At 51.5% G+C, this 26,693-nt stretch carries 20 protein-coding genes and 1 tRNA gene; 11 read left to right on the forward strand and 10 right to left on the reverse strand.

Annotated elements, in window-relative coordinates; all coding sequences use genetic code 11:
* Positions 1-32 precede the first annotated feature (32 nt).
* From HZ996_02665 to odhB, 6 genes are all read left to right on the forward strand, one after another.
* Entirely contained in the window at positions 33-2,441 is a 2,409-nt protein-coding gene (locus tag HZ996_02665) for an MMPL family transporter (protein QTN38086.1), read from the forward strand.
* Positions 2,438-3,307, forward strand: a complete 870-nt coding sequence (gene rfbA, locus HZ996_02670; GenBank protein QTN38087.1) for a glucose-1-phosphate thymidylyltransferase RfbA — start codon at positions 2,438-2,440, stop codon at positions 3,305-3,307. The genes HZ996_02665 and rfbA overlap by 4 nt, the downstream gene beginning before the upstream one ends.
* A complete protein-coding gene (locus tag HZ996_02675) occupies positions 3,307-4,281 on the forward strand; it encodes a polyprenyl synthetase family protein (GenBank protein ID QTN38088.1) in 975 nt (324 codons plus the stop codon). Before rfbA ends, HZ996_02675 begins: the two co-directional genes overlap by 1 nt.
* Positions 4,281-4,673 (forward strand): hypothetical protein, encoded by a 393-nt coding sequence (locus HZ996_02680; GenBank protein QTN38089.1) that lies wholly within the window; start codon positions 4,281-4,283, stop codon positions 4,671-4,673. The genes HZ996_02675 and HZ996_02680 overlap by 1 nt, the downstream gene beginning before the upstream one ends.
* A 99-nt stretch (positions 4,674-4,772) precedes the next feature.
* Entirely contained in the window at positions 4,773-7,526 is a 2,754-nt protein-coding gene (locus HZ996_02685) for a 2-oxoglutarate dehydrogenase E1 component (GenBank protein ID QTN38090.1), read from the forward strand.
* Between the two features lie 21 nt (positions 7,527-7,547).
* Positions 7,548-8,774: a 2-oxoglutarate dehydrogenase complex dihydrolipoyllysine-residue succinyltransferase gene (gene odhB / locus HZ996_02690; GenBank protein QTN38091.1), complete on the forward strand. Its 1,227-nt coding sequence runs from the start codon at positions 7,548-7,550 to the stop codon at positions 8,772-8,774.
* Here the strand turns inward: odhB and pepE are convergent.
* From pepE to HZ996_02705, 3 genes are read right to left on the reverse strand one after another with little or no spacing between them, the layout of a single operon-like run.
* On the reverse strand, positions 8,763-9,458 hold the full coding sequence (gene pepE / locus HZ996_02695; protein ID QTN38092.1) for a dipeptidase PepE: 696 nt from the start codon (positions 9,456-9,458) through the stop codon (positions 8,763-8,765). The two genes, odhB and pepE, sit on opposite strands and share 12 nt — an antisense overlap.
* A 7-nt stretch (positions 9,459-9,465) precedes the next feature.
* Positions 9,466-10,755, reverse strand: coding sequence for an exo-alpha-sialidase (locus HZ996_02700; GenBank protein ID QTN38093.1), 1,290 nt, complete (start codon positions 10,753-10,755; stop codon positions 9,466-9,468).
* Position 10,756: 1 nt separating this feature from the next.
* Positions 10,757-11,242: a hypothetical protein gene (locus HZ996_02705; GenBank protein QTN38094.1), complete on the reverse strand. Its 486-nt coding sequence runs from the start codon at positions 11,240-11,242 to the stop codon at positions 10,757-10,759.
* Positions 11,243-11,287: 45 nt separating this feature from the next.
* Here HZ996_02705 and HZ996_02710 point away from each other — a divergent pair, with 45 nt between their 5' ends.
* Both HZ996_02710 and HZ996_02715 read left to right on the forward strand, forming a co-directional pair.
* Positions 11,288-11,857, forward strand: a complete 570-nt coding sequence (locus HZ996_02710) for a HupE/UreJ family protein (GenBank protein ID QTN38095.1) — start codon at positions 11,288-11,290, stop codon at positions 11,855-11,857.
* Position 11,858: 1 nt separating this feature from the next.
* Positions 11,859-14,159 carry a M1 family metallopeptidase gene (locus HZ996_02715; protein ID QTN38096.1) on the forward strand — a complete coding sequence of 767 codons (2,301 nt, stop codon included), beginning with the start codon at positions 11,859-11,861 and terminating at the stop codon, positions 14,157-14,159.
* Here HZ996_02715 and HZ996_02720 read toward each other — a convergent pair.
* The 4 genes from HZ996_02720 to HZ996_02735 all read right to left on the reverse strand — a co-directional run bounded on the left by HZ996_02720 (position 14,153) and on the right by HZ996_02735 (position 19,542).
* Positions 14,153-14,953: an energy transducer TonB gene (locus tag HZ996_02720; GenBank protein QTN38097.1), complete on the reverse strand. Its 801-nt coding sequence runs from the start codon at positions 14,951-14,953 to the stop codon at positions 14,153-14,155. The two genes, HZ996_02715 and HZ996_02720, sit on opposite strands and share 7 nt — an antisense overlap.
* A gap of 207 nt (positions 14,954-15,160) precedes the next feature.
* Entirely contained in the window at positions 15,161-17,596 is a 2,436-nt protein-coding gene (locus tag HZ996_02725; protein ID QTN38098.1) for a ribonucleoside-diphosphate reductase subunit alpha, read from the reverse strand.
* 59 nt (positions 17,597-17,655) lie between these two features.
* Positions 17,656-18,639: a ribonucleotide-diphosphate reductase subunit beta gene (locus HZ996_02730; GenBank protein QTN38099.1), complete on the reverse strand. Its 984-nt coding sequence runs from the start codon at positions 18,637-18,639 to the stop codon at positions 17,656-17,658.
* A gap of 333 nt (positions 18,640-18,972) precedes the next feature.
* Entirely contained in the window at positions 18,973-19,542 is a 570-nt protein-coding gene (locus HZ996_02735; GenBank protein ID QTN38100.1) for a DUF3109 family protein, read from the reverse strand.
* 101 nt (positions 19,543-19,643) lie between these two features.
* Between HZ996_02735 and HZ996_02740 the strand changes: the two genes are divergently transcribed.
* Together HZ996_02740 and HZ996_02745 are read left to right on the forward strand one after the other, a co-directional pair.
* Complete coding sequence (locus tag HZ996_02740) at positions 19,644-21,293, forward strand: S8 family peptidase (GenBank protein QTN38101.1); 1,650 nt, start codon at positions 19,644-19,646, stop codon at positions 21,291-21,293.
* Positions 21,294-21,318: 25 nt separating this feature from the next.
* Positions 21,319-22,851, forward strand: coding sequence for a glycine--tRNA ligase (locus HZ996_02745; protein ID QTN38102.1), 1,533 nt, complete (start codon positions 21,319-21,321; stop codon positions 22,849-22,851).
* 3 nt (positions 22,852-22,854) lie between these two features.
* Here HZ996_02745 and HZ996_02750 read toward each other — a convergent pair whose 3' ends face one another.
* From HZ996_02750 to HZ996_02760, 3 genes are all read right to left on the reverse strand, one after another.
* On the reverse strand, positions 22,855-24,450 hold the full coding sequence (locus HZ996_02750; GenBank protein ID QTN38103.1) for a S41 family peptidase: 1,596 nt from the start codon (positions 24,448-24,450) through the stop codon (positions 22,855-22,857).
* A gap of 100 nt (positions 24,451-24,550) precedes the next feature.
* Positions 24,551-25,258 carry a DUF2490 domain-containing protein gene (locus HZ996_02755; protein ID QTN38104.1) on the reverse strand — a complete coding sequence of 236 codons (708 nt, stop codon included), beginning with the start codon at positions 25,256-25,258 and terminating at the stop codon, positions 24,551-24,553.
* A gap of 238 nt (positions 25,259-25,496) precedes the next feature.
* Positions 25,497-25,580, reverse strand: a tRNA-Leu gene (locus HZ996_02760).
* A 168-nt stretch (positions 25,581-25,748) separates the two neighbouring features.
* Here HZ996_02760 and HZ996_02765 point away from each other — a divergent pair.
* Positions 25,749-26,681 carry a ribose-phosphate pyrophosphokinase gene (locus HZ996_02765; protein ID QTN38105.1) on the forward strand — a complete coding sequence of 311 codons (933 nt, stop codon included), beginning with the start codon at positions 25,749-25,751 and terminating at the stop codon, positions 26,679-26,681.
* The last annotated feature ends 12 nt before the right edge of the window (positions 26,682-26,693 follow it).

Genomic DNA, 26,693 nt, shown 5'->3' on the forward strand with positions numbered 1-26,693 from the left:
CGTACGTTCCAAACTGAAGGAGTTCCCAATCCATGTGGACGTTCATCGCTCGCATCATTCTGCGTAACAGAATTACCCTACTTGTCGCCATTGGGCTGATTACAGCCTTTATGGGATACCAAGCGCAATTTGTCCAAATGGACTACGAATACGCGCGCCTATTGCCCAAGGACGACACCACCAACGTGGGCTATGAGAACTTCAAGGATATATTCGGCGACGAGGGAAACATCATCGTCGTGGGTATCCAAGACCCCAACCTTCGGGAATATCAAAACTTCAAGCAGTGGAATGACCTCGCCGATACTTTGGCCGAACAGCCCGGTGTCACCGGTACGCTCATTCTAGCAGATGCCCTCATCATTGAACGGAACGACAGCCTTCAGGCCTTTGACGTTCACCCAGTGATGCCCGAATTCCCCAAGGATCAAGCAGAACTCGATTCCCTGCGCGAAGTGCTCTTGAACCTGCCCTTTTACCGAGGCATTCTCTACAACCCTGAGACCGGCGCTACGCTGATGGCCATCTCTCTGGAGAAGGACATCCTCAACGACAAAGCACGGGTTCGGGTGGTGAACAACCTCCGGAGAATTATTGCAGACTTCACCGAACAAACTGGCCTGGAAACCCACACCTCCGGCTTCCCTTATATCCGAACGGTCAACGCCGAAAAAGTCCAGGATGAAATCTTGATGTTTGTCTTGATGGCCCTCTTGGTCACGGCACTCATCCTCTACCTCTTTTTCCGATCCTTCCGAGCTATGCTCTTCAGCATGGTCGTTGTGGTGGTTGCCGTGGTCTGGTCCATGGGATTTATCGTCCTGTTCGGCTTCAAGGTATCGCTACTTACGGCGCTTATTCCGCCGCTCATTATTGTGATCGGGGTGCCTAACTGCATCTTCCTGTTGAACAAGTACCATCAGGAGTACGTGAAGCACGGCAATCAGGTAAAAGCGCTGAGTCGGGTGATTCACAAGATTGGGAACGCCACTTTGATGACCAATGCGACTACCGCTTCCGGTTTCGCGACCTTCATTCTTACGAGCAGCAGAGTGCTCGTTGAATTCGGTATTCTGGCATCGGTCAACATCATGGCTGTTTTTGTCCTTTCCCTCCTATTGATTCCCATTATCTTCAGTTTTGCGAAACCACCAAAAACGCGCCATGTCCAGCATTTAGAGCGCCAGTGGATTAACAAAGTTGTGGACTGGATGCTGATCCGGGTTCAATACAAGCGCACCAGTATTTACGTCACCACGGCGATTTTGATCACCGCGGGAATCTTCGGAATGCTGCGCATGCGCAAGACTGGAAACTTGGCTGAAGACCTGCCTCAAGACGCCAAGCTCTACCAGGACTTGGTCTTTTTTGAGGAGAACTTCAATGGAGTCCTTCCCTTCGAGATCATGATCGACACCAAGCGCCCCAATGGCGTGACTTCGCTCACCACCATGAAGCGTATGGATGCCTTGCAGGGAGTTATGTCCGAGAAGTCCGAGCTCAGCCGTTCTCTTTCCATTGTTGACTTGGCTAAGTTCTCCAAACAAGCCTTCTACGGAGGAGATACGAACTTCTACACCCTGCCCAACTCGCAGGACAAAAACTTCATTTTCTCGTACGTCAATCGCTCCAACACCGAAGCCAGTTCCGTCAAGATGCTGGTGGACTCGACCGGACGCTACGCGCGTATTTCCGCCAATATCGCGGATATCGGGACTCGCGAGATGGATTCACTCAAGCGAAACCTGCGACCTCAAATCGACAGCCTTTTCAACCCGGACCGATACGATGTGACCATGACGGGAACTTCGGTGGTCTTCATCATGGGAACCAACTACCTCGTGAAGAACCTAGTGGTTTCCCTGGCGCTGGCTATTTTCTTGATCGCCTTATTTATGGCCTGGATGTTCCGCTCGGCCCGTATGGTGATTGTGTCTCTGATCCCGAACTTGATCCCTCTACTCTTGACAGCGGCCATGATGGGCTACTTCAACATTCCCATCAAGCCTTCCACGATCTTGGTCTTCTCCATTGCCTTTGGTATTTCGGTAGACGACACCATCCATTTCTTGGCCAAATACCGACAAGAACTCAAGGTGCGCCAATGGGACATCAAGGAAAGTGTATTACAAGCCCTTCGCGAGACAGGCGTGAGTATGACCTACACCTCCATCGTGTTGTTCTTTGGTTTCAGCATTTTCATGGCATCCCAGTTCGGCGGAACCAAGGCCTTAGGTATGCTCGTGTCGCTCACTCTCTTGATTGCCATGCTGGCCAACTTGCTGTTGCTGCCCAGTCTGCTCTTGACCTTGCAGAAGAGAATCACGACCAGAACCTTCCAAGAGCCATTAATTGATATCTTAGATGAGGAAGAGGACATCGATCTCGATGAACTCGTCGTTCGCAAGGAAGAAGAATCCGAAAACAACACGACCTCATGAAAGGAATTGTACTCGCCGGAGGCGCCGGCACCCGACTCCATCCCTTGACCCTTGCTGTGAGCAAGCAGTTGATGCCCATTTTTGACAAGCCGATGATTTACTATCCGCTGTCGACCTTGATGATGGCCGGGATCAAAGACATTCTTATCATTTCCACCCCGCAGGATCTACCCCGATTTGAACACCTACTGGGCGATGGATCACGCATTGGATGCAACTTCAGCTACCAAGTCCAAGAAGTCCCCAATGGACTGGCTCAGGCCTTTGTACTCGGCGAAGAATTCATCGGAGATGATTCAGCGGCCCTTGTATTGGGAGACAACATCTTCTACGGAGCGCGCATGGGTAAATTACTGGTGGAACACCACGATCCCGATGGAGGGGTGGTCTTTGCCTACCATGTTTCAGATCCCGAGCGCTACGGTGTGGTGGAATTCGACGACCAACAAAATGTCATTTCCATCGAAGAAAAGCCCGTTCAGCCCAAGAGTAACTTCGCGGTGCCTGGACTGTACTTCTACGACAACGACGTAGTGGAAATCGCCAAGAACCTCGAGCCATCGGCCCGTGGGGAATACGAAATCACCGACATCAACAAGATTTACCTAGAGCGCGGAAAACTTCAGGTGGGTATTCTCGACCGCGGAACAGCATGGCTCGATACGGGAACCTTCCCGAGCTTGATGCAAGCCGGCCAGTTCGTTCAAGTGATCGAAGAACGCCAAGGCCTCAAAGTCGGCTGTATCGAAGAAATTGCTTGGCGCAATGGCTTCATTGACGACGCCCAGCTCAAAGAGATCGCACAGCCCTTGATGAAAAGCGGCTACGGACAGTACCTCATTCAGTTGTTAAACCGCGATTTCTGATGCACGAACGCGTCGTTGCCCTCCAGTCCTACTTTGCTGAAAACCTTCAAAAAAACGCCGTGACGGGCGACCCTCGTGAGCTGTACGAGCCCATGAGCTACATCCTGTCCTTAGGCGGCAAACGCCTTCGCCCGGTGATGGTCTTGCTCGGAAGCGAACTCTTTGAAGGCTCGGCTGACGAGGCCCTTCCCGCCGCATTGGCCGTAGAATGGTTCCACAACTTCAGTCTCTTGCACGACGACATCATGGACGAGGCGCCTTTGCGGCGCGGCCAGGCCACAGTTCACGAAAAGTGGAACGCCAATATTGCCATCTTGAGCGGCGATGCCATGCTCGTGAAGTGTTATGATTTTCTTTTGGGCCTACGGCCCGATGTCCAAGCGAGCGTCATGGCCCTTTTCAACCGCACGGCTATCGAAGTCTGCGAAGGACAGCAGCTGGACATGAATTTTGAATCGCGGACCGATGTCACGGTGGACGAGTACCTCCACATGATCGAATACAAGACCTCGGTATTGCTCGCGGCCGCTTTAGAAATGGGAGCACTGATTGCGGGTGCTTCCGCGGAGGATGCTGAGCACCTCTACCAATTTGGTCGCAACATCGGCATTGCCTTTCAACTTCAAGACGACTTTTTGGACGTCTATGGCGATCAGGCAAAAGTGGGCAAGCAAGTGGCCGGAGACATCCTCTGCGACAAAAAAACCTACCTCTGGCTCACGGCTGAAGCCCAAGCCAGCGAGGAGCAACGCGCTCTATTGCACTCCTACATTGGGGTGAATGATCGGGATGAGGAAAAAATCTCAGCCGTTCGGGGCCTTTACGACACCCTGGAGATTCCTGCTCAAGTTCGTGCGAAAATGGATGAGTTTTACGAACTTGGTATGAAACACCTCGAGGAGGTCCGTGTACCATCGAGCCGTAAGGCTCCGCTTATTGGGCTCGCGGAAAGCCTCATGCAACGCGAACACTAATGTCACTTCCACTTGAGTACGAAAAGTACCGCCGGCAGATCTCCTTTCTGCGCCGGACGGTAGAACAGATTCAGAAGGATTTCCAGATTTTCGACTTCGATATTCGGTTTAGCGGAGACAGCGAAGCCGCATACGATGAGCTATTTGCGCAAATCCGGCCCATCGTTGACGATCTCCTAAACAATGATCCAGAGCGTTTTATGAGTCTGCTGTACCGCATCGACCTCGATGAAAAGGAAATGCGGAGAGCGGCCAGCGAACACGCTGATTTCCTAGAATTCATCTGCCACAAGATCCTGGAGCGCGAGCTTCAAAAGGTTGTTTTACGGGAGCATTTCAAAAATGCTCAAAACAGTGAGGGCTCCTTTGATAGCCGAATATCTGATGGCTGAAGCACGGCGAACCTTGGTCCCTGATATTTGTTCTTTTCGGAAACGAGCTCATTCTGTAGATTTCGTACTTTTGAACACTCAATCCGACAGGTAGGACACATGGACCGATATTCCTTTTTAGGAGCTGCCCACACCCAATTCATCGATCATCTTTACGAGCAATATTTGGAATCGCCGGACTCGGTAGAGCCCAGTTGGCGTGCCTTTTTCCAGGGCTACGATTTTGCTCAAGAAAGCTATAACGGTTCCGCAGGCGATTACGCAGCGGATCAAGTTACTTCTGGCGTCGCCGCACAGCACGTCGAAAGGGAATTTCGCGTACTCAAGCTGATTGAAGGCTATCGTACACGCGGGCACTTGTTCACCAAGACCAACCCCGTTCGTGAACGACGCAAGTACGTCCCTACTCTTGAGCTGAAGAACTTCGACCTTTCGGATTCAGATCTTGACAGCGTTTTTCAAGCAGGAAGTGAAATTGGGCTGGGAGCCACGACCTTGAAGGATATTGTAAACCACCTAGAGCAGGTCTACTGCCAATCCATCGGGGTGGAGTACATGTACATCCGCGACCCTGAAGAACGTCGCTGGATACAGAACTGGCTTCAAAAAGACTACAACACGCCAAAATTTTCCAAGAAGCAGAAGATGGAGATCCTCACCAAGCTGACCGAAGCGGTAGCTTTTGAAGGTTTCTTGCACCGGAAATTTGTCGGTCAGAAGCGCTTTAGCTTGGAAGGAGCAGAAGCATTGATTCCCGCCCTAGACGCCGCCATTGAGCGCGGTGCGCACCTTGGAGTGGAGGAATTTGTGGTCGGGATGGCCCACCGTGGCCGTCTAAATGTATTGGCCAATGTGTTTGGCAAGACCTACACCCAAATTTTTAGTGAATTTGAGAGCAAGGATTTCGAAGATGAGCTCTTTGACGGTGACGTAAAATACCACTTAGGCTATACCTCGAATCATCAAACTGAAATGGGTAAAGAGGTGCTCTTGAATTTGAGCCCGAACCCCTCGCACTTGGAAGCGGTTGACCCGGTCGTTGAAGGTATGGCGCGTGCCAAGATCAACAATGACTGGAACGAAGACACGCAAAAAGTAGCACCCATCCTCATTCATGGGGATGCGGCCATCGCCGGTCAAGGCGTGGTCTATGAGGTAATACAAATGGCTAAACTCGACGGATATAAAACCGGAGGGTCGGTCCACATTGTCGCCAACAACCAGGTGGGATTCACCACCAACTACATCGACGGTCGTTCGAGTACCTACTGTACGGATGTGGCCAAGGTTACCTTGAGTCCTGTACTACACGTGAATGGCGATGATGTAGAAGCTGTGGTTCACGCCATGATCTTTGCCATGGACTACCGCCAGCAATTCCACAAGGATGTCTTCATCGACCTGTTGGGTTATCGGAAATACGGGCACAACGAAGGAGATGAGCCGCGTTTTACGCAGCCCAACCTGTACAAGATCATCGCCAAGCACCCGAATCCGCGCAAGATTTACACGGATAAACTCATCGCCGAAGGAACCCTCGACCAAGCGACGCTAAAGCAAATTGACGAGGAGTTCAAGAAGCAGCTCGAAGGGGATTTTGACGAGTCCAAGAAAATCGAGAAGAACAAGATTACGCCATTTATGGAGCAGGTGTGGGAGCCCTACACCTTTGCCAACAACGTGGAGCAGATGTTCGCCGATGTAGACACTACCTACGACCTGGACAAACTGCGTGAATTGGGGCGGGCCATCAGCCAAGTCCCCGAAGGCAAAAACCTGTACAAGAAAATGGTCAAGGTCTTGGGCGATCGTCGCAAGATGATCGAAGAGACCAATAACCTCGATTGGGGAATGGCCGAACTGTTGGCCTATTCCACACTTTTGACCGAAGGGCACAACGTCCGAATTTCCGGTCAAGACGTCGAGCGCGGAACCTTCTCGCACCGTCATGCCATCATGAAGGTGGAAGAGTCCGAAGAAGAAGTGTGTTTGCTCAATGAGTTGGGCGTGGATCAAGGACGATTCGCCATCTACAACTCATTGCTCAGCGAATACGCAGTCATGGGATTTGACTACGGCTACTCCCTAGCTGCACCGGAAACCTTGGTTATCTGGGAAGCACAGTTTGGAGACTTCTCCAACGGTGCACAAATCATGATCGATCAGTTCATCAGCGCAGCGGAAGACAAGTGGAAAAACCGCAGCGGTATGGTCCTCTTCTTGCCTCACGGATATGAAGGACAGGGAGCGGAACACAGTTCTGCGCGATTGGAGCGCTACTTGCAGCTCTGCGCCGATCTGAACATGATCGTTGCCTATCCGACAACGCCTGCGAACCACTTCCACCTTCTTCGCCGCCAGATGCGCCGGAATTTCCGCAAGCCACTCGTGGTCATGACCCCGAAAAGCTTGTTGCGCCATCCACGAGCAACCAGCCATTTGGAAGAACTTTCTGAAGGGCATTTCCGCAGCGTCATTGACGACGCCACCGCGGATCCAAGCAAGGTGCGTAAAGTGGTCTTCTGTACCGGAAAGGTCTACTACGAACTCCTCGCTGAGAAAGAAGAGCGCAAAGCAGACGATGTGGCCTTGGTGCGCATCGAGCAGTTATACCCCTTGCCTAAAGACGAAATCAAGGCCCTTTTGATCAAGTACCAAAAGGCCGACAAACATATTTGGACTCAGGAAGAACCCGCCAACATGGGCGCATGGGGATTCTTGCTCCAGCATTTCCCCGAAGAAGTTCGCCTACAACGCGTCAGCTTGAAAGCAAGCGCAGCACCGGCGACGGGATCCAGTAAACGAGCAATGGAGCGCCAGCGCGCCATCGTTCAAGAAACTTTTGAAATTTAAACGATCAAAGCATAGACGATCATGATCTTAGAAATGAAAGTCCCCAGTCCGGGGGAATCCATCTCCGAAGTTGAAATCGCGACCTGGCTCGTGGAAGACGGAGATTATGTCGAAAAAGATCAGGCCATTGCCGAGGTAGACTCGGACAAGGCAACCTTGGAACTTCCGGCTGAAGAAAGCGGAGTCATCACTTTAAAAGCCGAGGAAGGCGACACGGTTGCTGTGGGCGAAGTGGTGTGCTTGATCGATACGGATGCCGCTGCACCAGAAGGAGCTGCTGCGCCGGCCGCCAAAGAAGAGCCAAAAGCAGAAGAGAAAGCTGCCGAAGAGCCGAAGAAAGAAGAGCCCGCTCCAGCGGCCAAAGAAACTTACGCTTCGGGAACACCTTCTCCAGCGGCGAAAAAGATTATCGAAGAAAACAACCTGTCCAACGTTAAGGGTACCGGTCGCGACGGACGCGTGACCAAAGAAGACGCCCAGAAGGCGGTTGTTTCCATGGGATCACCAGGACAAGGAGCGCGCAGCAGCGAGGTCAAACGCATGTCTAAACTGCGCAGAAGCCTCTCTACCCGCTTGGTCTCTGTGAAGAACGAAACGGCCATGTTGACCACCTTCAACGAGGTGGACATGAGCCCCATTTTCGCCTTGCGCAAACAGTACAAAGAAGAATTTAAAGCGAAGCACGGCGTGGGCTTAGGCTTCATGAGCTTCTTTACCAAAGCAGTTACCCGTGCGCTTCAAGAGTTCCCTGATGTGAACTCCATGATCGACGGCGACAACCAAGTGAAGTTCGACTACTGCGATGTCTCCATCGCCGTAAGTGGCCCTAAAGGACTGATGGTTCCTGTATTGCGCAACGCCGAGAACATGAGCTTCCGCGGTGTAGAAGCCGAAATCGGTCGTTTGGCCGGAAAGGTACGCGACGGATCCATCACCTTGGATGAAATGACCGGAGGAACCTTTACTATCACCAATGGTGGAGTCTTTGGTTCCATGCTCAGTACCCCGATCATCAATCCTCCGCAAAGCGCCATTCTGGGTATGCACAACATCGTTGAGCGCCCTGTGGCTGTAGACGGAAAAGTAGAGATTCGACCCATCATGTACGTGGCCTTAAGCTACGATCACCGAATCATCGACGGACGTGAGTCGGTTGGATTCTTGGTCGCGGTAAAAGAAGCATTGGAGAATCCTACCGAGCTATTGCTCGGCGGTGAATCCAACGTGAAAAAGGCACTAGAGCTCTAAAGGACCGGGGTTGTGTTCCCAGGGGTCCTGTCCGGCTTGAAAGATTCGGGCGGTCAGTGGACCTTTCAATTCAACGTGCTCATCTCGGAAGCGCAACCAGCTTCCCTCTCGTATTCCGACCACTGGAGTGGCGCTCTGCGTGTGAAACTCATTGATGCGCGTTTCCCGCGTTTCCCCCATGTGGGTGCTGTTCGGATCGGGATCCAAATAGTGCGGATTCACATTGAAAGGCATCAAGCCGAGCGCCTGAAAAGACGGTGGATATACGATGGGCATATCGTTGGTGTTGTTGATGGTCTGGCCCGCAACATTACTTCCCGCGCTGGTGCCCATGTACGGCATGCCCTCGGCGGCTCGCTTCCGCAGCGGTTCCACCAGTCCATTCGCATACAACTCCCGCAGCAATAGAAAGGTATTCCCTCCCCCGATGAATGTGCCTGCGGCACGATGTATTCCTTCCGCAGGATCATCAAAGGTATGTACCCCGCGAACCGCTATACCGATCTGAGCAAAGGCCTTCGCGGCCACGGCGGTATAATCATCATGTGAGACTCCCGACGGACGAGCGTAGGGCACAAATACGATCTCCTCAACACCCGAAAAGAAGTCCTGAACCTCCTCCAAGATATACTCCAAATAGCCCTTACCGTGCACCGTGCTGGTGGAAACGATCAATAGATTCATACTGCCCTTATTTGTTGATGATGGCGGTCCAAATGCTGGTCTCTCGCCCTTCTTGGCGAGTCCAAATGGGTCGAACCACTCCGTCCACGGCTGAAATGTTGTTGTAGTCTCCAAAGAACACTCCGCCAACAGGCGTAAAAGGAGACTCGCTAATGCGTTCGTTGGTCCAAGTCATTCCTCCATCCGTACTGCTGGCCAAGTAGACGTCCGTGGTATCGCCTTTGTGGTTTCGGCGATCGTAGAAGACCACGTAAATATGACCCGTCATCGGGTCCACCGCCATCCAGGTCAAGAACTGCTGCTTGCCCGCACCGTCATCGTTGACGCGAATCGGTTCGGACCAAGTATCTCCTTCGTCGTCACTGTACGCGAGAAAAACATCCGTATCGTCTTCGCCATTTCGCTGATCTGCCCAGTTGACGTAGATACGCCCCCGGTTTGGACCCTCGCTGACATCACAGCCGGTCACCGGCATTCCATTGCAGCGTCCAACTCCTGAAATATCAATATCCCACCCTCCGGGCTGATCGCTGACCACGAGGTCTTGATCCAACCAGGTGGCGCCGGCATCCATGGATCGATCAAAATAAATCTGATCCGCAAAGGACCACGCGACGTAGAGCTGCCCCTCGGGGCCAACGGCCGGAACGGCGCCTTCTGTAGTGCTATCGCTATCGATACAGTTTCCTTCCAGTTCGCTCAGAATAATGGGCTCTGACCATCCGCCTTCCCCCTTGCCGGTGTACTTCGAAAAGAGAATACGGGAACGATCCTCGGGGAAATTCTCTGACCCGTAGTCATCAAATTCGGTCCAGCTGGCGTAAAGCGCATCGTTCCGCAGATCTACAGCCGCCCATTCCTTGTCCTGATCCTTGGGGTGACGCTGTCCCATGTACGTGCCATTGCCCCAGCTCTTGCCCGAGTTGGTGGACGTTTGACAAACGATGCGATCGAGGATTTCCTCGCTGCTCCAGTTTCGACCCGTAGGGTCACTCAAATGCAAAAAATGAAAATCGCCCTTGCTGTTCGATACAATGCAGGGGTCTCCCCACACCCCATAAGGGGAGCGCAATTTGTTTTTCGTCCAGGTGAAGCCGCCGTCGGTACTCCGGTACACGTCGTTGAGGACGGCTCCCGCGACCACGACATTTGGATCAGCTACACTGACCGCAATGGAAGGCTCGCAGGGACCCATACCACCGTCTGCGGCGTGAATCAATACATTGTAATAATCGCTTTGCCCCGCGGCCCCTAGGGCCAGGAGGAGGGAAAAGCAAAGGGTCCAAATCTGTTTCATCTTACTCTTGGAATGTTACCGTGCCTCCGCGATCCTTCGCATTGAGCAACAGGCTGTGCGTAGAGGCACCTTTGGTTACGTGAATGATGTTCCGCTGGTCTTCAAATTGCTCGACCAACAGGTTCGTGTGCATTTCAACCCACTTGAATCGGGTGCTGATGGCCTCGGCCTGAAAGTGCACATAGGTTCCATCTTCTTCGTACTCGCGTCCCACGTAGACCAAGCGGCGTTTTCCTTTATCGGTAACCACCGTGAAGGTGCTCAGCACGTAGTGACCAATCAAGGAATCGGCCTGTGCGCTTTCTTCGTCACTATCCAAATTCAAAACCCCGTGTCCGCGATCCTTCAGGGCGCGCTCGAGGTCATCGGTAAAGATGCGCACACTGCATTCGAGGGTTCGCGCTTCTTTGTTGTATTTGGCTTCCGTCACACTGACGTAAAACGGATGAAGTAAGAGGGAAATGGAGAGTAGTACCGTACTGATCATGCGCTCAAGGTACGGGAAAAGACGAAATTGTTAAATTCGCCCCTCATGTCGCCATTTGAGACATACATCAGGCTCGGTTTCGAGCACATCGCGGACTTCGACGGCTACGACCACATGCTCTTTTTATTGGCTTTGGTCGCCGTGTATTCGATTCGCGATTGGAAACCGCTCCTTATTCTGGTAACGGCTTTCACCGTGGGTCATTCCGTGACCCTAGCCTTGGCGGCATTGAAGATTGTGGTGGTGGACTCGGCACTCATTGAGTTCTTAATCCCCGTCACCATTTTGCTCACCGCTGTGGGCAATCTCTTCTCTGGCAAAGGCCGCCTGAACATTAAATATGGACTGGCGTTAGGCTTTGGGTTGATTCACGGACTCGGATTCAGCAACTACTTTCGAACCCTACTGGGGCGAGAAGCAGACATTGTACTCCCTTTGCTCGGATTCAACCTCGGCCTGGAAATTGGCCAGCTGATCATCGTTGGTTTCATCATGATGGTATACGCCCTGCTGAGCGGGCTCCTGTCGGTGAAACAACGCGATTGGACCCTAGTTACGTCGGGCATGGCGCTCGGCATTAGCTTGATATTGATCTACCAAACCAAACCCTGGTAAAATGAAGCAACTACTTACGCTTTTATTCGTTTTCGGCCTCACGGCCGGATGGGCTCAAAACACCAACGAAAACAAATTCCGTCAACTGTACGATGAGCTCCCCACGCCCAACGTATACCGCACCGCAGCTGGAGCTCCAGGTCATGAGTACTATCAGCAGCAGGCTGACTACGTCATGGACCTCACCCTGGATGACGAGAATCAACGCCTGTACGGAGAAGAGCGAATCACCTACCACAACGAGTCCCCGGACCGCCTAGAATACCTCTGGGTTCAGCTCGATCAGAACATGCGCGCCAAAGGCAGCGATCGCGAAATGATCAGCCAAATGGACATCGAGGATAAAATGTCCTTCGGAACACTGGCTCGTATGCACAGCGACTACGATGGTGGGTTCAAGATTGACTGGGTCAAAGACAGCAGAGGAAATGAGCTGGAATACGTGATCAACGGAACCATGATGCGCGTCAACTTGCCTCAGCCCTTGGCGGCAGGCGGGTCCTATACCTTCCAAATCAAGTGGTGGTACAACATCAATGACCGCAGCAAGGTCGGTGGACGTTCCGGATTCGAATACTTCGAAGAAGATGGAAATTACCTTTACACCATTGCCCAGTTTTTCCCTCGCATGGCCGTGTACAACGACGTCGAAGGTTGGCAGAACAAGCAGTTCTTGGGCCGCGGTGAATTCACCCTTCCCTTTGGAGATTACAAAGTCAACTTGACTGTCCCTGCCGATCACATCGTCGGGGCTACTGGAGAACTTCAGAATGCTTCCTCTGTATTGACCTCAACCGAGCGCCGTCGCTACAGCGATTCGCGCACCGCGGATCGTCCGGTCATGATCGTGACTCAAGAAGAAGCAGATGAAAAAATAGCCAATCCCGTAACGGATAAAACCCGCACGTGGACATTTGAAGCGGAGAACGTTCGTGACTTTGCCTTTGCCAGCTCGCGTCGATTCATTTGGGACGCCATGGGTGTGAAGTTCGGCGACCGCACGGTTATGGCCATGAGCTACTACCCAAAAGAAGGAAACCCTTTGTGGGAGAAGTATTCAACTGAAGTGGTTGCGCACACGCTCCGCATCTATTCAAAGTACACCTTTGATTACCCGTACCCGGTGGCTATTTCCGTGCACACCGACCGCATCGGTATGGAGTATCCGATGATCTGCTTCAACGGTGGACGCCCTGAGGCCGACGGTACCTACAGCGAGCGTACCAAATACGGTATGATTGGGGTTATCATCCACGAAGTTGGTCACAACTACTTTCCCATGATCGTCAACTCCGATGAGCGCCAGTGGACGTGGATGGACGAAGGCTTGAACACCTTTGTTCAGTACTTGACCGAACAAGAGTGGGAGCCCGATTACCCCAGTCGTCGTGGACCTGCCTACAAGATTACAGACTACATGAAGGGGGATAAGTCCTACATCAGCCCCATCATGACCAACTCCGAGAGTATTTGGCAGTTTGGGAACAACGCCTATGGAAAGCCCGCTACGGCGTTGAACATCCTAAGAGAGACGGTCCTAGGCCGAGAGCTCTTCGATTACGCTTTCAAGACCTACAGCCAGCGCTGGATGTTCAAGCATCCCACCCCTGCCGATTTCTTCCGCACCATGGAAGATGCTTCGGGTACGGACCTCGACTGGTTCTGGAGAAGCTGGTTCTACACCACGGATCACGTCGATATGGGGCTTAAGAGCGTCCGTTGGTATCAAATCGACACCAAGGACCCCGATGTAGAAATGGCCTTGGAAAAGGGGCGCAATGCAGCTCAACCAGACTTTATTGGTGACCTCCGGAATGATACTATTCCAAAGGTGACGGATGCGCGTCCGGACTTGCTCGATTTCTACAATGAGTACGATCCTCTAGAGCCGACTCAACTCGACCGTGAGGACTACGAAAAGTACCTCAGCAAACTCGACGAAAACGATCGTGCGCTTCTGGAAAGCGGATTGAACTACTATCAGATTGATGTGGAAATGATCGGAGGAATCCCCATGCCCATTATTCTTCGTTTGGATTACGCTGATGGTAGTTCCGAGCGCAAGTATATTCCAGCTGAAATCTGGAAGATGGATGCGACTGAGGTCTCCAAAGTCTTCTTCAGTGAAAAAGAGCTGGTGGGCGTGGTTCTGGATCCGAATTTGGAAACGGCCGATACCGATACGGGAAACAACTACTGGCCACCCCGTCAACAGCCGACCAAGTTCGAGCTGTACAAGCGCAGAAGCAGAGGCGGGGAGAACCCAATGCAGCGCATGCAGCGCCTTGAAGAGGGTCAGTAAATCCCCTGCTGGGCCCCGTAGACAAATTCCTTTGCGGTGCCCCCTACCCCGAGCTGGAAGAGGATGGATATTTCCTGAGTAGAGCGAACGGCCATACCGTTTCGGATGGCCGGTATCCAATCCAAAGCACGCAATACGCGCGTGACTTCTTGCGGGCAACCGCCTCCGAGGTTTTGCACGATTTCCACATTGGTAATATGTCCTGATTGTTCTACGACGTAGCGTAAACGAACTTCTCCTTGAATACTCTCGCGGACTGCATCTTCAGGGTATTTAAGCTTGCTCAAGATGTACGGGAAAGCTTCCCAGCCTTCGGGAATGAGGGGTTTGGCTACACTATCCACTTCTTCTTTCGTGTACAAAGTGGTTTCCTCAGAAACAGGGGTGACTGGGTGTGGCAATAAACGGTAGCCGCGATTTCTGCAATATCGATAGTACCGGTCTGGATAGAAATCGATCTTCATTCGGGTGACCCCTTGAATTTCCGATCCTTCATATACGCCGGGGCGCCATACCACGTGCTTGAGTATGCGCAAGGCCTCGCGATCTACTGCCGGTGATACGGACTTGATGAATTCTATTTCTTCCAGCTGACCTGTTGAAGATATATAGCAATCAATAGAAACGGTGCCTTGCTCACCCGCTTGAATGGAAGCGTAAGGATACTGAAGCTGCGTCTCCACTAGGTATTTCCATTCGCGTTTCCCTCCAACGATATCCGGTTCTCGTACCTCTTGAGCTAACACACCAAGAGAAAGTAAGAGACTAAAGCAGGAAAGGACTGCCGTTCGCATAAAACAAATCGAGTTTCAGGTTCGTTTGAAAGAAAAAGTCAAAGTACAACGCAGGTCTTTTTTTGAAACTTTTTTGGACCTGCGGTACTGAGCCCCTGCGTATTCCGTGGGGGCTCTTGTTTTTACAAGGTAGGAGAAAAAATAAACCCCGGACAAGTTCGCGGTGTCCGGGGTTTCCCTGCGTAGTTAAATAAATTGCACTCTAGATCAACTTCCGCAAGCTTCGCACTCATCAGGATTATCAATGGAGCACGCAATGATGTCCGCGTTTTCCGCTGCCATCTTCTTGGCTGCTTCCTCCAGCTTACTGACGCGTTCTTCTTGAATCTTCTCGGTTTGCTCAGAAGAAACCACAGGCTCAACCTGCGCTTTGGCTTGCTTCTGAACCGTGAATTTGATCGCGTCCGCAGCTGCCTTCGTGCGGAGGTAGTACATACCGGTTTTGAGCCCTTTCTTCCACGCGTAGAAGTGCATGGAGGTTACTTTACCCATGTTCGCATTCTCCATAAAGAGATTCATGGATTGACTCTGGTCGATAAAGGCTCCTCGATCGGCGGCCATATCGATGATGTCTTTCATGCTCAGTTCCCAAACGGTTTTGTACAGTTCTTTGATGTTGTCTGGAATCACATCGATGTGCTGGATAGATCCATTCGCACGAATGATCTCGTCCTTCATATCGCTGTCCCACAAGCCCAACTTCACCAAGTCAATGAGTAAGTGCTTGTTCACTACGATGAATTCACCACTCAATACACGACGGGTGTAGATGTTGCTCGTGTACGGCTCAAAGCACTCGTTGTTCCCCAGAATTTGTGAGGTAGAGGCCGTTGGCATTGGAGCCATTAGCAAGGAGTTGCGGACACCGTGCTCTTTGATTTCGTCACGCAAGGTGTTCCAATCCCAGTTTCCGCTCAAATCGCTTTCGTCCAAGTTCCACATGTTCCACTGGAAGATCCCTTGTGAAATGGGTGAACCCTCATAGCTTTCGTAGGTACCTTCTTCTTTGGCCATGTCCTTTGAAGAGGTCAAAGCCGCGTAGTACATGGTCTCGAAGATGTCCGAATTCAATTTCTTCGCCTCAGCAGAAGTAAATGGATAGCGGAGCATGATGAAGGTATCAGCCAAGCCTTGTACCCCCAATCCTACAGGACGGTGACGCATGTTCGAGTTACGCGCCTCTGCCACTGGGTAGTAGTTGCGGTCAATTACCTTGTTCAAGTTATAGGTCACCTTGTAGGTGATGTCGAACAACAACTGGTGATCAAACTGGCCATCCTTCACAAATTTTGGAAGGGCAATGGAGGCCAAGTTACATACGGCGACTTCGTCTTCGGCTGTGTACTCAATGATCTCGGTACAGAGGTTCGAAGAACGAATGGTACCCAAGTTCTTTTGGTTGGATTTTCCGTTTGCTGCATCCTTGTACAACATGTACGGAGTTCCGGTCTCGATTTGTGCCTCGAGGATGGTTTCCCAAAGCTGACGCGCCTTGATGGTGCGACGCCCTTTTCCTTCAGCCTCGTACTTCAAGTAGAGCTCTTCGAACTCTTTTCCGTGTACGTCTGGCATACCTGGACACTCGTTTGGACACATCAAGGTCCACTCGGCGTCTTCTTCAACACGCTGCATGAACAAGTCTGGAATCCAAAGGGCGTAGAATAAATCGCGCGCACGCATTTCTTCTTTACCGTGGTTCTTTTTCAGATCCAAGAAGTCGAAAATGTCTGCATGCCATGGCTCTACGTAGATCGCAAAGCTTCCCTTACGCTTACCTCCTCCTTGGTCTACATAACGAGCGGTGTCGTTGTAGACACGGAGCATCGGTACAATTCCGTTAGACGTTCCGTTTGTTCCGCGGATATACGATCCCGTGGCGCGTACGTGGTGAATGCTCAAACCAATTCCACCTGCAGATTGAGAAATCTTAGCACACTGCTTCAGCGTGTCGTAAATGCCGTCAATGCTGTCGCCTTTCATGGTCAACAAGAAGCAGCTCGACATTTGAGGCTTAGGCGTTCCCGAGTTAAAGAGGGTCGGCGTCGCATGCGTGAAGTACTTCTTAGACATCAACTCGTAAGTCTCGATCGCTGAATCGATGTCTTCTTTGTGAATACCAATGGCCACACGCATCAACATGTGCTGTGGGCGCTCCGCAATGTGACCGTCCAAGCGCAAGAGGTACGAACGCTCCAAGGTCTTAAACCCAAAGTAGTCATAACCGAAGTCGCGGTCATAGATCAAGGTGCTGTCCAAAACGGCCTCGTTTTCCTTGATGATCTCGTAAACGTCATCCGCGATCAACGGGCTTTTCAATCCTGTTTTAGGGTTGACGTACTCGTACAAAGAAGTCATGGTCTCTGTAAAAGACTTCTCCGTGTTCTTGTGCAAGTTGGAAACCGCAATGCGGGCAGCCAATTGCGCGTAATCCGGGTGGCGCGTGGTCATCGATGCCGATACCTCAGCAGCCAAGCTGTCGAGTTCAGAGGTGGTCACCCCTTCGTAAATTCCTTCAATCACCTTCATGGCTACTGAAGTCGGTTCAACCAAGGGGTTGAGGCCGTAACACAATTTTTGAATTCGCGAGGTGATCTTGTCGAACTTCACCGCTTCTTTACGGCCGTCTCTTTTTACTACGTACATACGCCTTTATACTTTGGGAGGGTTGGGAAATGGTTTGATGATGGTTACTCGTGAACGGATTAAAAATCCGCGTCGAAGGATATCTTGTTTTCTTCAGCACTCTGGCTCATAACTCCGGCCTTCTGGTATTCCGCCACGCGCTTCTCGAAGAAGTTCGTTTTACCTTGAAGGGAAATCATGTCCATGAAGTCAAATGGGTTTTCAGACCCATAGACTTTCTCGCAGTTCAACTCGACCAACAAGCGGTCAGCGACAAACTCGAGGTACTGGGTCATCAGATTTGAATTCATTCCGATCAAGCTCACAGGCAGAGCTTCCGTGATGAATTCGCGCTCGATGTCTAGCGCTTCGGTAATAATTTGTTTGATGCGCTCTTTGGGCACCTGATTGACCAAGTGGTTGTTGTGCAAGTGAACCGCAAAGTCGCAGTGCAGACCTTCATCTCGGCTGATGAGCTCGTTGGAGAAGGTCAATCCCGGCATAATTCCGCGCTTCTTCAACCAGAAAATAGAACAGAAACTTCCGCTGAAGAAAATTCCTTCCACAGCAGCAAAAGCAATCAATCGCTCAGCAAAGCTGTCGCTCTCAATCCAGCGCAAAGCCCAATCTGCCTTTTTCTTGATGGCGTCAAAGGTCTCAATAGCGTGGAACAAGCGGTCGCGATCTTCCGTGTCCTTGATATAGGTATCAATCAATAGAGAATACGTCTCCGAGTGGATGTTCTCCATCATGATTTGAAAACCGTAGAAAAACTTCGCCTCGGTATACTGTACCTCATTCACAAAGTTCTCGGCTAGGTTTTCGTTTACGATTCCATCGCTCGCTGCAAAGAAGGCCAATACGTGTTTGATGAAATGACGTTCGTCGTCATTCAACTTCGTATTCCAATCCGTCAAGTCTTGATGAAGGTCAATCTCTTCCGCCGTCCAGAAGCTGGCTTCTGCTTTTTTGTACCACTGCCAAATGTCGTGGTGCTCTATGGGGAATAAGACAAAGCGATCTTTGTTTTCTCTGAGGATCGGGTCTACCTGTGTAGCGTTCATGGGCCGTTCTTTATCGCGTTTTTCCTAATGTTTAGAGCCTAAAAAAGGGGGTAAAAGGTCCCTTATCCCGCCGTTTAGCGGGCGTTCATTTGAAAAACTCTAATACTAAATTCTGATTGGTGCGGAGGCTAGTTAGCCAAGGTGCAAGACAAATATTTACATTAAATATTCATCAGTCAATATGCACTTTTCCACATTGAAACGGATTTATTAACAGCCTCTTAAACGTGAAATCCGTGAAACCCCCATGAACGTTGGAAAGTCATTTTTCCAAACAATTTTGGCGATTTTTTTTCACGTTGAATTCACGTGTGATTAACACTCCGGGAACATTCACTTCGACCATTCCTGAGCGACCAACTCCATTTCAGAAACCCAATCGTCGCCAAAGCGCCGGCGCAGGGCCTCTTTTGTGAATTCAAAGACAGATACCTGAAGTTCAGCACCTAAGGAGCAGGCCGCCGAACAAATGGGCCATTTGTGGTAGTTCACCGCTTCAAAGGTCGGGTACTTGGTGACGCGAACGGGATATAAATGACAGCTTACGGGTTTGCGAAAAGTCGTTGCCCCTTCTTTCCACGCTTGCTCGATTCCACACATGGCCATTCCATTCTCACTGAAGGTCGTGTAGGCACACTCTTTTCCCTTAACGAGGGGCGTGACAAAATCACCGTCGTTGTCTACGATGTAATGCCCTTGCTCTTCGATGGCCGCGCGACCCTCTGGACGCAAAAAGTCTGCGATGCGATCGTACTCATCATCGAGAACGGCGAGTTCTTCTTCCAGAAGCGGTGCCCCGGCATCTCCTTCAACACAACATGCTCCCTTGCACGCGGTCAAATTGCACACGAACTCCTTTTCCAGAATTTCTTCACTTACCAGTGTTTCGCCAACCTTGATCATGACACAAAACTACAAAGCAGGACTTATTTAGTCACGGCCTTGCTAACCAAAACATGCCTTCAGACGTTATTATTGATATCTTTAGGCCTCAACTACTTACGATGAAACGATTTCTACTCCTAGCCCTCGCGGTGATCTCGCTGAACTCCTTTGCTCAAGAAAGCGCGGCACCCTACCCCGGAGATGTTCTAGTACAGCTCTTCCCCGGAGAAAATATTGATGATCTTATTAAAGAAATGAACGCGGAGCATTCGATTTTGGCCCTACGGGCCGATAAGGTCTTGAGCCAAGAGCTTCGCATGTATCACCTGAAGTTCAACCCGGTGGTTCCCGTGGATCAAACCATTCGCTGGGTCGTGTCCGATGAGCGCGTTGTGGCTGCACAGGGCAATCGCCCCATCACGCATCGAGCCATTCCCAATGACTTAAACTACGGAAGTCAATGGCAGTACAACAATGTGAACAACCCCAATGCAGACCTCGATGCTGAAGACGCTTGGGACATTACAACTGGTGGACTTACGGTCAACGGAGATACTATTGTAGTAGCCGTTATCGACGACGGGATTGATACCGCACACTCCGACTTCGGTGACAACCTCTGGATCAACCGAGCGGATATTCCCGGAGACGGAATCGACAACGACAGCAATGGATATGTAGATGACCACTTGGGGTGGAACACCTACACCAACAACGACGACATTAAAGACGGAAACTGGGGAGGCTGGCACGGTACTCCAGTTGCTGGTATCGTGGGTGCGCAAGGAAACGACAGCAATGGTGTTTCCGGAGTTAACTGGGACGTGAAAGTCATGGTCATCGTAGGTGGTGGCGGAGAATCTGATGCGCTCGCGGCCTACGGTTATGTATTGACACAGCGACGACGCTACAACCAAAGCGAAGGAACGGAAGGAGCCTACATCGTATCGACCAACGCCTCTTGGGGGGTTGACTTCGGGCAGCCATCCAGCGCTCCACTCTGGTGTAACTTCTACGACAGTTTGGGATTGGAGGGTGTCTTGAACTGTGGTGCTACCATCAACGGCAATTACGATGTCGATGTCATCGGCGACTTGCCAACCGCTTGCCCTTCCGACTACCTGATCTCGGTGACCAATATGAACAACCAGGACGTGAAGGTGACCGGCGCAGGATATGGAGACAGCACCATCGACATGGGCGCTTATGGCCAAGGAACCTATACCACGGACTTGGGTGATACCTATGGCGGATTTGGCGGTACTTCAGGCGCAACACCTCATGTCACGGGAACACTGGCCCTAATGTACTCGGCAGCCTGTAACCAGTTGGCGGACTTAGCGCGCTCCTATCCGGATTCCGCGGCGCTCATCATGCGCAAAATCTTATTCCGCAGTACCGTGCTGAACTTCTCTTTGAACAACATCACTACTACGGACGGTAAACTGAACATGCTCACCGCATTGGAAGAAGTAGAGGCTTACTGCGATTCCCTAAGAACGATCGGTCTGGGTGAATTGGATGCGCCTGGACGTTGGCAAGTCTATCCGAATCCAGCAGCGACGGAAATCAACATCGTGCCGTTGGGCACTCCGGCTACCCTGGCGTATACCTTATATAATACCCTGGGTCAGCCTGTAGCCTCTGGACGGAACTACGGTCAGAGCGCTTTGATTGATGTTTCTGGTCTGGCGGCGGGTTGGTATGTACTCGAACTACAGAACCCCGATGAGGCCTACGTAGAACGACGAAAAATCGTGATCGAATAGCCGAGGGTTTTGCTACTTTTGCGGCATGCAGCAAGAGGATCAACTGAAAGCGATTGTTTCGCACGCCAAAGAGTACGGATTTGTATTCCCCAGTAGTGAGGTTTATGACGGTCTGAGTGCCGTATACGATTACGGCCCCTACGGCGCGGAACTCAAGAACAACATCAAGCAGTACTGGTGGAAGTCCATGACCCAGATGCACGAAAACATCGTGGGGATTGACACCGCCATTTTTATGCACCCAACCGTGTGGAAGGCCTCCGGTCACGTCGATGCCTTTAACGATCCCATGATCGACAACAAGGACTCGAAAAAGCGCTACCGCGCCGATGTCCTGATCGAAGACTACTGCGCCAAATTGGAAAACAAAGCTGAGAAGGAAATCACCAAAGCCCGCAAGCGCTTTGGGGATAGCTTTGACGAGGAGCAGTTTGTTTCGACCAATCCTCGCGTTCTGAAGTACCGCCAGCAGCAAGAAGAGATTATCCAGCGCATGGCCCGCTCACTCGATGCGGAAGACCTCGCGGATGTGAAGGCCTTGATCGAGGAATTGGGGATTGCTGATCCGGTATCCGGATCGAAGAATTGGACGGATGTTCGCCAGTTCAACCTCATGTTCGGAACGGAGATGGGTTCTACAGCCGATGGATCCAGCAAGGTGTACTTGCGTCCGGAGACTGCACAGGGAATTTTTGTGAATTTCTTGAACGTGCAGAAAAGTGCGCGGATGAAAATTCCATTTGGAATTGCGCAGATTGGTAAAGCCTTCCGAAACGAAATCATCGCCCGTCAATTCATCTTCCGCATGCGGGAGTTTGAGCAGATGGAGCTGCAGTTCTTCGTTCGTCCGGGGGAAGAAATGAAGTGGTACGCGTACTGGAAAGAGGCGCGCATGAAGTGGCACCACAACTTGGGCATTGAGCCCGAGCGCTACCGTTTCCACGATCACGAGAAATTGGCGCACTACGCCAACGCCGCAGCCGATATTGAATTCCGATTCCCAATGGGCTTCAAAGAGCTCGAAGGAATCCACAGCCGTACGGACTTTGACCTCAAGAGCCACGAGGAGCACAGCGGCCGCAAGCTGCAGTACTTCGACCCTGAATTGGGCGAGAGCTATGTGCCGTATGTTGTGGAGACTTCCATTGGACTAGACCGTATGTTCTTGGCCGTCTTGAGTCATTCGTTGAACGAAGAGACTTTGGAGGACGGATCTACCCGTACGGTGATGAATATTCCTCCGGTTTTGGCTCCAGTGAAGGTGGCGGTGTTGCCTCTGGTCAAGAAAGACGGACTTCCGGAGAAGGCTCGTGAGATTATGGACCGCTTGAAGATGGAGTTCAATTGTCAGTACGATGAGAAGGACGCCATTGGTAAGCGCTACCGCCGTCAAGACGCCATTGGTACGCCGTACTGCGTGACCATCGACCACGACTCATTAGAAGACAATCAAGTGACCATTCGCGAGCGCGACAGCATGAAGCAAGAGCGCGTTCCGGTCGAGCAGGTGGTGAGCACTCTGCGCGAGCAATTGAACTGGTCTAAAGTATTGGGATAAGTCTTATTGGCCCAAAGCTTCGAGGGCCGTCTGCATTCCGAGATCCGCTTGGTGAATGACCGGGTAAAAGGCCGAGGAGCCCCAAACCTGGCGACCGATCATGGCCTTGATGCGCGTGCGCACCAGGAGCTCCGAGCGATCATTGCGTCCCCATTCCACTTCTGCACCCCCTTCACGAGCTTGGTCAAGGTATGCCTCGAAGACTTCTTCGGGCAATTCGAAATCGCGCGCAAAGTCGTTGGCTGATCCGTAGGTCGCGTTCAAGGTCTCGCGGTGAGTGTCGGCGTATTGGAAGCTGAATTTGCGGAGGTCTCCGTAGCTCAGCACTTCGTAGAACCAACGCGTGCGCCCCGCTGAATCAATGGGTGTAATGTGATCGGGTAAGATTCCTCCTCCCCCGTAGACGGTATCTCCGGCCGGTGTGGTGAAGACGAGTTCTTCCTCCACGGTGCTGGTGCTGTCTTCCCCGTAGGCTTCGTCGAATTCATACGAGTCCATATAATAGGCCTCGCGGTCGTCTGTGTAGGGCCGCTGAATGCATCGCCCCGTAGGGGTATAATAACGGGCAACCGTCAGGCGCAAGGCGGAACCGTCACTGAGTTCCCACTGCTCTTGGACCAGTCCTTTTCCGAAGCTGCGGCGACCCACGATTTCAGCGCGGTCGTTGTCCTGCAGGGCGCCGGCGATGATCTCACTGGCCGATGCACTTCCTTCGTCAATCATGACCACGAGGGGCATGTCTTCGAGTTCGCCTTTTTCGGATGCGTAGTAGTATTTGCGTTCGCGGGAGCGGCCTTCGGTAAAGACCACGAGCTCGCCATCGGCTAAGAATTCGTCGGCAATTTTGTCTGCGATGTGAAGGTAGCCGCCGGGGTTTCCGCGCAGATCAAAGATGAGTTGCTCCATCCCTTGGTCCAGAAGTTCTTGACGGGCTAGAGCAAATTCGCGGTAGCTGGTTTCGGCAAATCGGCTTAGCTTGATGTAGCCCACGCTGTCGTTGACCATGTAGGCGACGTCGATGCTAACGAGGGGAATATCGTCCCGCTCGATGGTGAAGTCTAAGAGGTCGGAATTGCCGTTGCGGAAGATCTGAACGTCTACCGTAGAACCTTTTTTACCGCGGAGTTTGGCGATCACATCTCGGTTTTGCATGCCGATGCCCGCCACGGTGTCTCCGTTCACCGTCACAATGCGGTCCCCCGCTTCAATACCGAGTTGCTCGGATGGCCCGCCGGAAATGGGTGAGACCACCACGATGGTATCCCTTTGGAGTTCGAATTCCACACCGATGCCTTGGAAGTTCCCCTGCATGCTCTCCTCTACGGCTGCAAATTCCGATTTGTGGATGTAGGTGCTGTGGGGATCCAGTTGGCCTAGAATGTCTTCAATGGTCTTGTCGAGTAGGGAATCCGTATCGATCTCATCCACGTAATCGCGGTTGATGTAGTCGATCAGTTGGTTGATCTTTTGGTGCTGCCGATCCGGCGCCATGAGCACGTATGCGTTCTGCCCATAATCCAACTTCATCCCAATATAAATACCGAGCACCAGCGCAAATGCCAATGCCGTGGGAGCCCAAATCTGCCAACGCGTTCTCATAAAATACTGCTCAAGGAGGCTAATGTACAAAGGTGTATTAAAAACGCAGAAAAGCCCTCGGTTGTTTTCTTGGCCCTACGGGCCGATGGGATTCTTTTCCCTAGAAGTTGATGTACTTGGCCGGGATGTGCTGGAAGTTGGTGCCCAGGTTGAAGATGGCCTGTAGAAAAGGCATGCCTTGATAAGAGGTTAATTCACCATTGTAGGTTGCTCCGACGAAGTAGGTGAAGTTCAAGGTGTGCTTGGCGTCCACAATGTAGGTCAGGCCAACACCTGCCCGGGCAAATTGAATACCGGTATAGTCTTCGGACCATCGATAGAAGATCCCGGCTGCCGCGTTGGGAATAAGGGATTCGTTGATCTTGTGGTTGTAAAAAGCCACATAGCGCAATCCGTGTTGCACCTCATTGGGATTGATGTCCGCCTGGTAAAGGACCTGGTGAGAAATCTGAATGAGTTCAGCACTCTTGGGATACATCTTATAGAGTGCTCCAAATCCCGGTCTGAACTCATTAAACTCCGGTTTTACGGCATAGCGCACGGGTAGTGTGAATTCCCAGTTCTTTGAAGCCAAATAAGATCCCATCCCTTCCACAAACCACTGATCCAAGGCTCTTAGATCATCCTTCAATCGGAACTGTAGCTCACCGGTCGTCTTCCATCGTTCTTGCCCCCAACTGATCTTGTTGCCCACAAAGAGCATATTATCCCAACGGTCCTCTTGGGCTTGGGCACCTTTGGAGAATAGAATAATGGCGCACATCAGGGCAATGCGGCGTATACTTCTATGTATGATGGAAACAGACATTCGTCTGTAAGTTAAGTCATTCTGAGGAGGGGGCTAGAAGGAAAGAATTCGAGTCCTAGAGGAGCAGGAAGTTCGCCGCCTTCGCGGCGAGGATTCCAATGGGGAGGGGGTTACAAGTGCAGAAGCAAAGCCATTCTTCGAATGGAATTCGCATTCTTATGGCACTTGGAAGCGAGCTTCCAGTGCCGTCAGAATGCAAAAAACCCCGCTCGATGAGCGGGGCTTTGCTTCTTTCTTGTACCCGGGGCGGGAATCGAACCCGCACTCTGTTGCCAGAACTGGATTTTGAATCCAGCGCGTCTACCAATTCCGCCACCCGGGCAAATTGGGAAGGCAAAAGTACCACCAATTATGAAATACGCAAAGAGAGGGCGGTAAATTTTTACCTAATCGCCTGAGAAATATGGTTTAAGGTTTGAAATAGTTTCTTAAATTTGCAGCCCTTTAAGGGAGTTGGCGCCTATTACCTAACCAAAAGTACCGCACCATCATGGCTTCGAAAGTGAAGATTTTCTCTGGTAATGCTTCTAAAGTTTTAGGGGAAAGAATTGCGGACGAGTACGGTGTAGAACTGGGTAATATCGTCACCTCGGAATTCAGCGACGGCGAGTTCCAGCCAAGTTTTGAAGAGACGGTTCGTGGAGATAAAGTGTTCCTAGTGAACAGCACCAATCCACCTACCGAAAACTTGATGGAGTTGTTGCTGATGATCGACGCCGCAAAGCGTGCTTCTGCCAAGCAGATTATCGCGGTGATGCCTTACTTCGGTTGGGCGCGGCAAGATCGCAAGGATAAGCCTCGTGTACCCATCGGTGCCAAAATGGTGGCCAACTTGTTGACCGCCGCGGGAGCTACCCGCATTGTGACCATGGACCTGCACGCGGATCAAATCCAAGGGTTCTTTGAAGTACCAGTAGATCACCTCTTCGCGTCGGCTATTTTCTTGCCGTACTTGGAGAGTTTGAAATTGGATAACCTCACGATCGCCTCCCCTGATATGGGTGGGTCGAAGCGAGCAAACTCCTACGCCAAATACCTCAACGCTGAGGTGGTGATTTGCTATAAACAACGTCTGAAGGCCAATGTCATCGAAAAGATGACGGTCATTGGAGATGTGACGGATCGCGACATTGTTTTGGTGGATGACATTATTGACACCGCCGGAACACTGACCAAAGCGGCCGATTTGATGATGGAGCAAGGAGCACGCAGCGTGCGCGCAGTTTGTACCCATCCAGTGCTCTCAGGCAGTGCCTACGAGCGCATTGAGAATTCGGCTTTGGAAGAGTTGATCGTCACTGATACCATCCCGTTGCGTCAGCAATCGGCAAAGATCCGCGTGGTGAGTGTGGCGCCGCTCTTTGCTAATGTGTTCAAACGGGTCAGCAAGCATAAGTCAATTAGTTCGCACTTTATCGTATAAGCACTCAAAAAG

Source organism: Cryomorphaceae bacterium (assembly GCA_017798125.1).
GTDB lineage: Bacteria > Bacteroidota > Bacteroidia > Flavobacteriales > ECT2AJA-044 > ECT2AJA-044.

What these genes read in the sequence shown, in the direction of transcription:
- HZ996_02665 (QTN38086.1), top strand. Translation starts at nt 33, where the DNA reads ATGTGGACGTTCATCGCTCGCATCATTCTGCGTAACAGAATTACCCTA.
- rfbA (QTN38087.1), top strand. Translation starts at nt 2,438, where the DNA reads ATGAAAGGAATTGTACTCGCCGGAGGCGCCGGCACCCGACTCCATCCC.
- HZ996_02675 (QTN38088.1), top strand. Translation starts at nt 3,307, where the DNA reads ATGCACGAACGCGTCGTTGCCCTCCAGTCCTACTTTGCTGAAAACCTT.
- HZ996_02680 (QTN38089.1), top strand. Translation starts at nt 4,281, where the DNA reads ATGTCACTTCCACTTGAGTACGAAAAGTACCGCCGGCAGATCTCCTTT.
- HZ996_02685 (QTN38090.1), top strand. Translation starts at nt 4,773, where the DNA reads ATGGACCGATATTCCTTTTTAGGAGCTGCCCACACCCAATTCATCGAT.
- odhB (QTN38091.1), top strand. Translation starts at nt 7,548, where the DNA reads ATGATCTTAGAAATGAAAGTCCCCAGTCCGGGGGAATCCATCTCCGAA.
- pepE (QTN38092.1), bottom strand. Translation starts at nt 9,458, where the DNA reads ATGAATCTATTGATCGTTTCCACCAGCACGGTGCACGGTAAGGGCTAT.
- HZ996_02700 (QTN38093.1), bottom strand. Translation starts at nt 10,755, where the DNA reads ATGAAACAGATTTGGACCCTTTGCTTTTCCCTCCTCCTGGCCCTAGGG.
- HZ996_02705 (QTN38094.1), bottom strand. Translation starts at nt 11,242, where the DNA reads ATGATCAGTACGGTACTACTCTCCATTTCCCTCTTACTTCATCCGTTT.
- HZ996_02710 (QTN38095.1), top strand. Translation starts at nt 11,288, where the DNA reads ATGTCGCCATTTGAGACATACATCAGGCTCGGTTTCGAGCACATCGCG.
- HZ996_02715 (QTN38096.1), top strand. Translation starts at nt 11,859, where the DNA reads ATGAAGCAACTACTTACGCTTTTATTCGTTTTCGGCCTCACGGCCGGA.
- HZ996_02720 (QTN38097.1), bottom strand. Translation starts at nt 14,953, where the DNA reads ATGCGAACGGCAGTCCTTTCCTGCTTTAGTCTCTTACTTTCTCTTGGT.
- HZ996_02725 (QTN38098.1), bottom strand. Translation starts at nt 17,596, where the DNA reads ATGTACGTAGTAAAAAGAGACGGCCGTAAAGAAGCGGTGAAGTTCGAC.
- HZ996_02730 (QTN38099.1), bottom strand. Translation starts at nt 18,639, where the DNA reads ATGAACGCTACACAGGTAGACCCGATCCTCAGAGAAAACAAAGATCGC.
- HZ996_02735 (QTN38100.1), bottom strand. Translation starts at nt 19,542, where the DNA reads ATGATCAAGGTTGGCGAAACACTGGTAAGTGAAGAAATTCTGGAAAAG.
- HZ996_02740 (QTN38101.1), top strand. Translation starts at nt 19,644, where the DNA reads ATGAAACGATTTCTACTCCTAGCCCTCGCGGTGATCTCGCTGAACTCC.
- HZ996_02745 (QTN38102.1), top strand. Translation starts at nt 21,319, where the DNA reads ATGCAGCAAGAGGATCAACTGAAAGCGATTGTTTCGCACGCCAAAGAG.
- HZ996_02750 (QTN38103.1), bottom strand. Translation starts at nt 24,450, where the DNA reads ATGAGAACGCGTTGGCAGATTTGGGCTCCCACGGCATTGGCATTTGCG.
- HZ996_02755 (QTN38104.1), bottom strand. Translation starts at nt 25,258, where the DNA reads ATGTCTGTTTCCATCATACATAGAAGTATACGCCGCATTGCCCTGATG.
- HZ996_02765 (QTN38105.1), top strand. Translation starts at nt 25,749, where the DNA reads ATGGCTTCGAAAGTGAAGATTTTCTCTGGTAATGCTTCTAAAGTTTTA.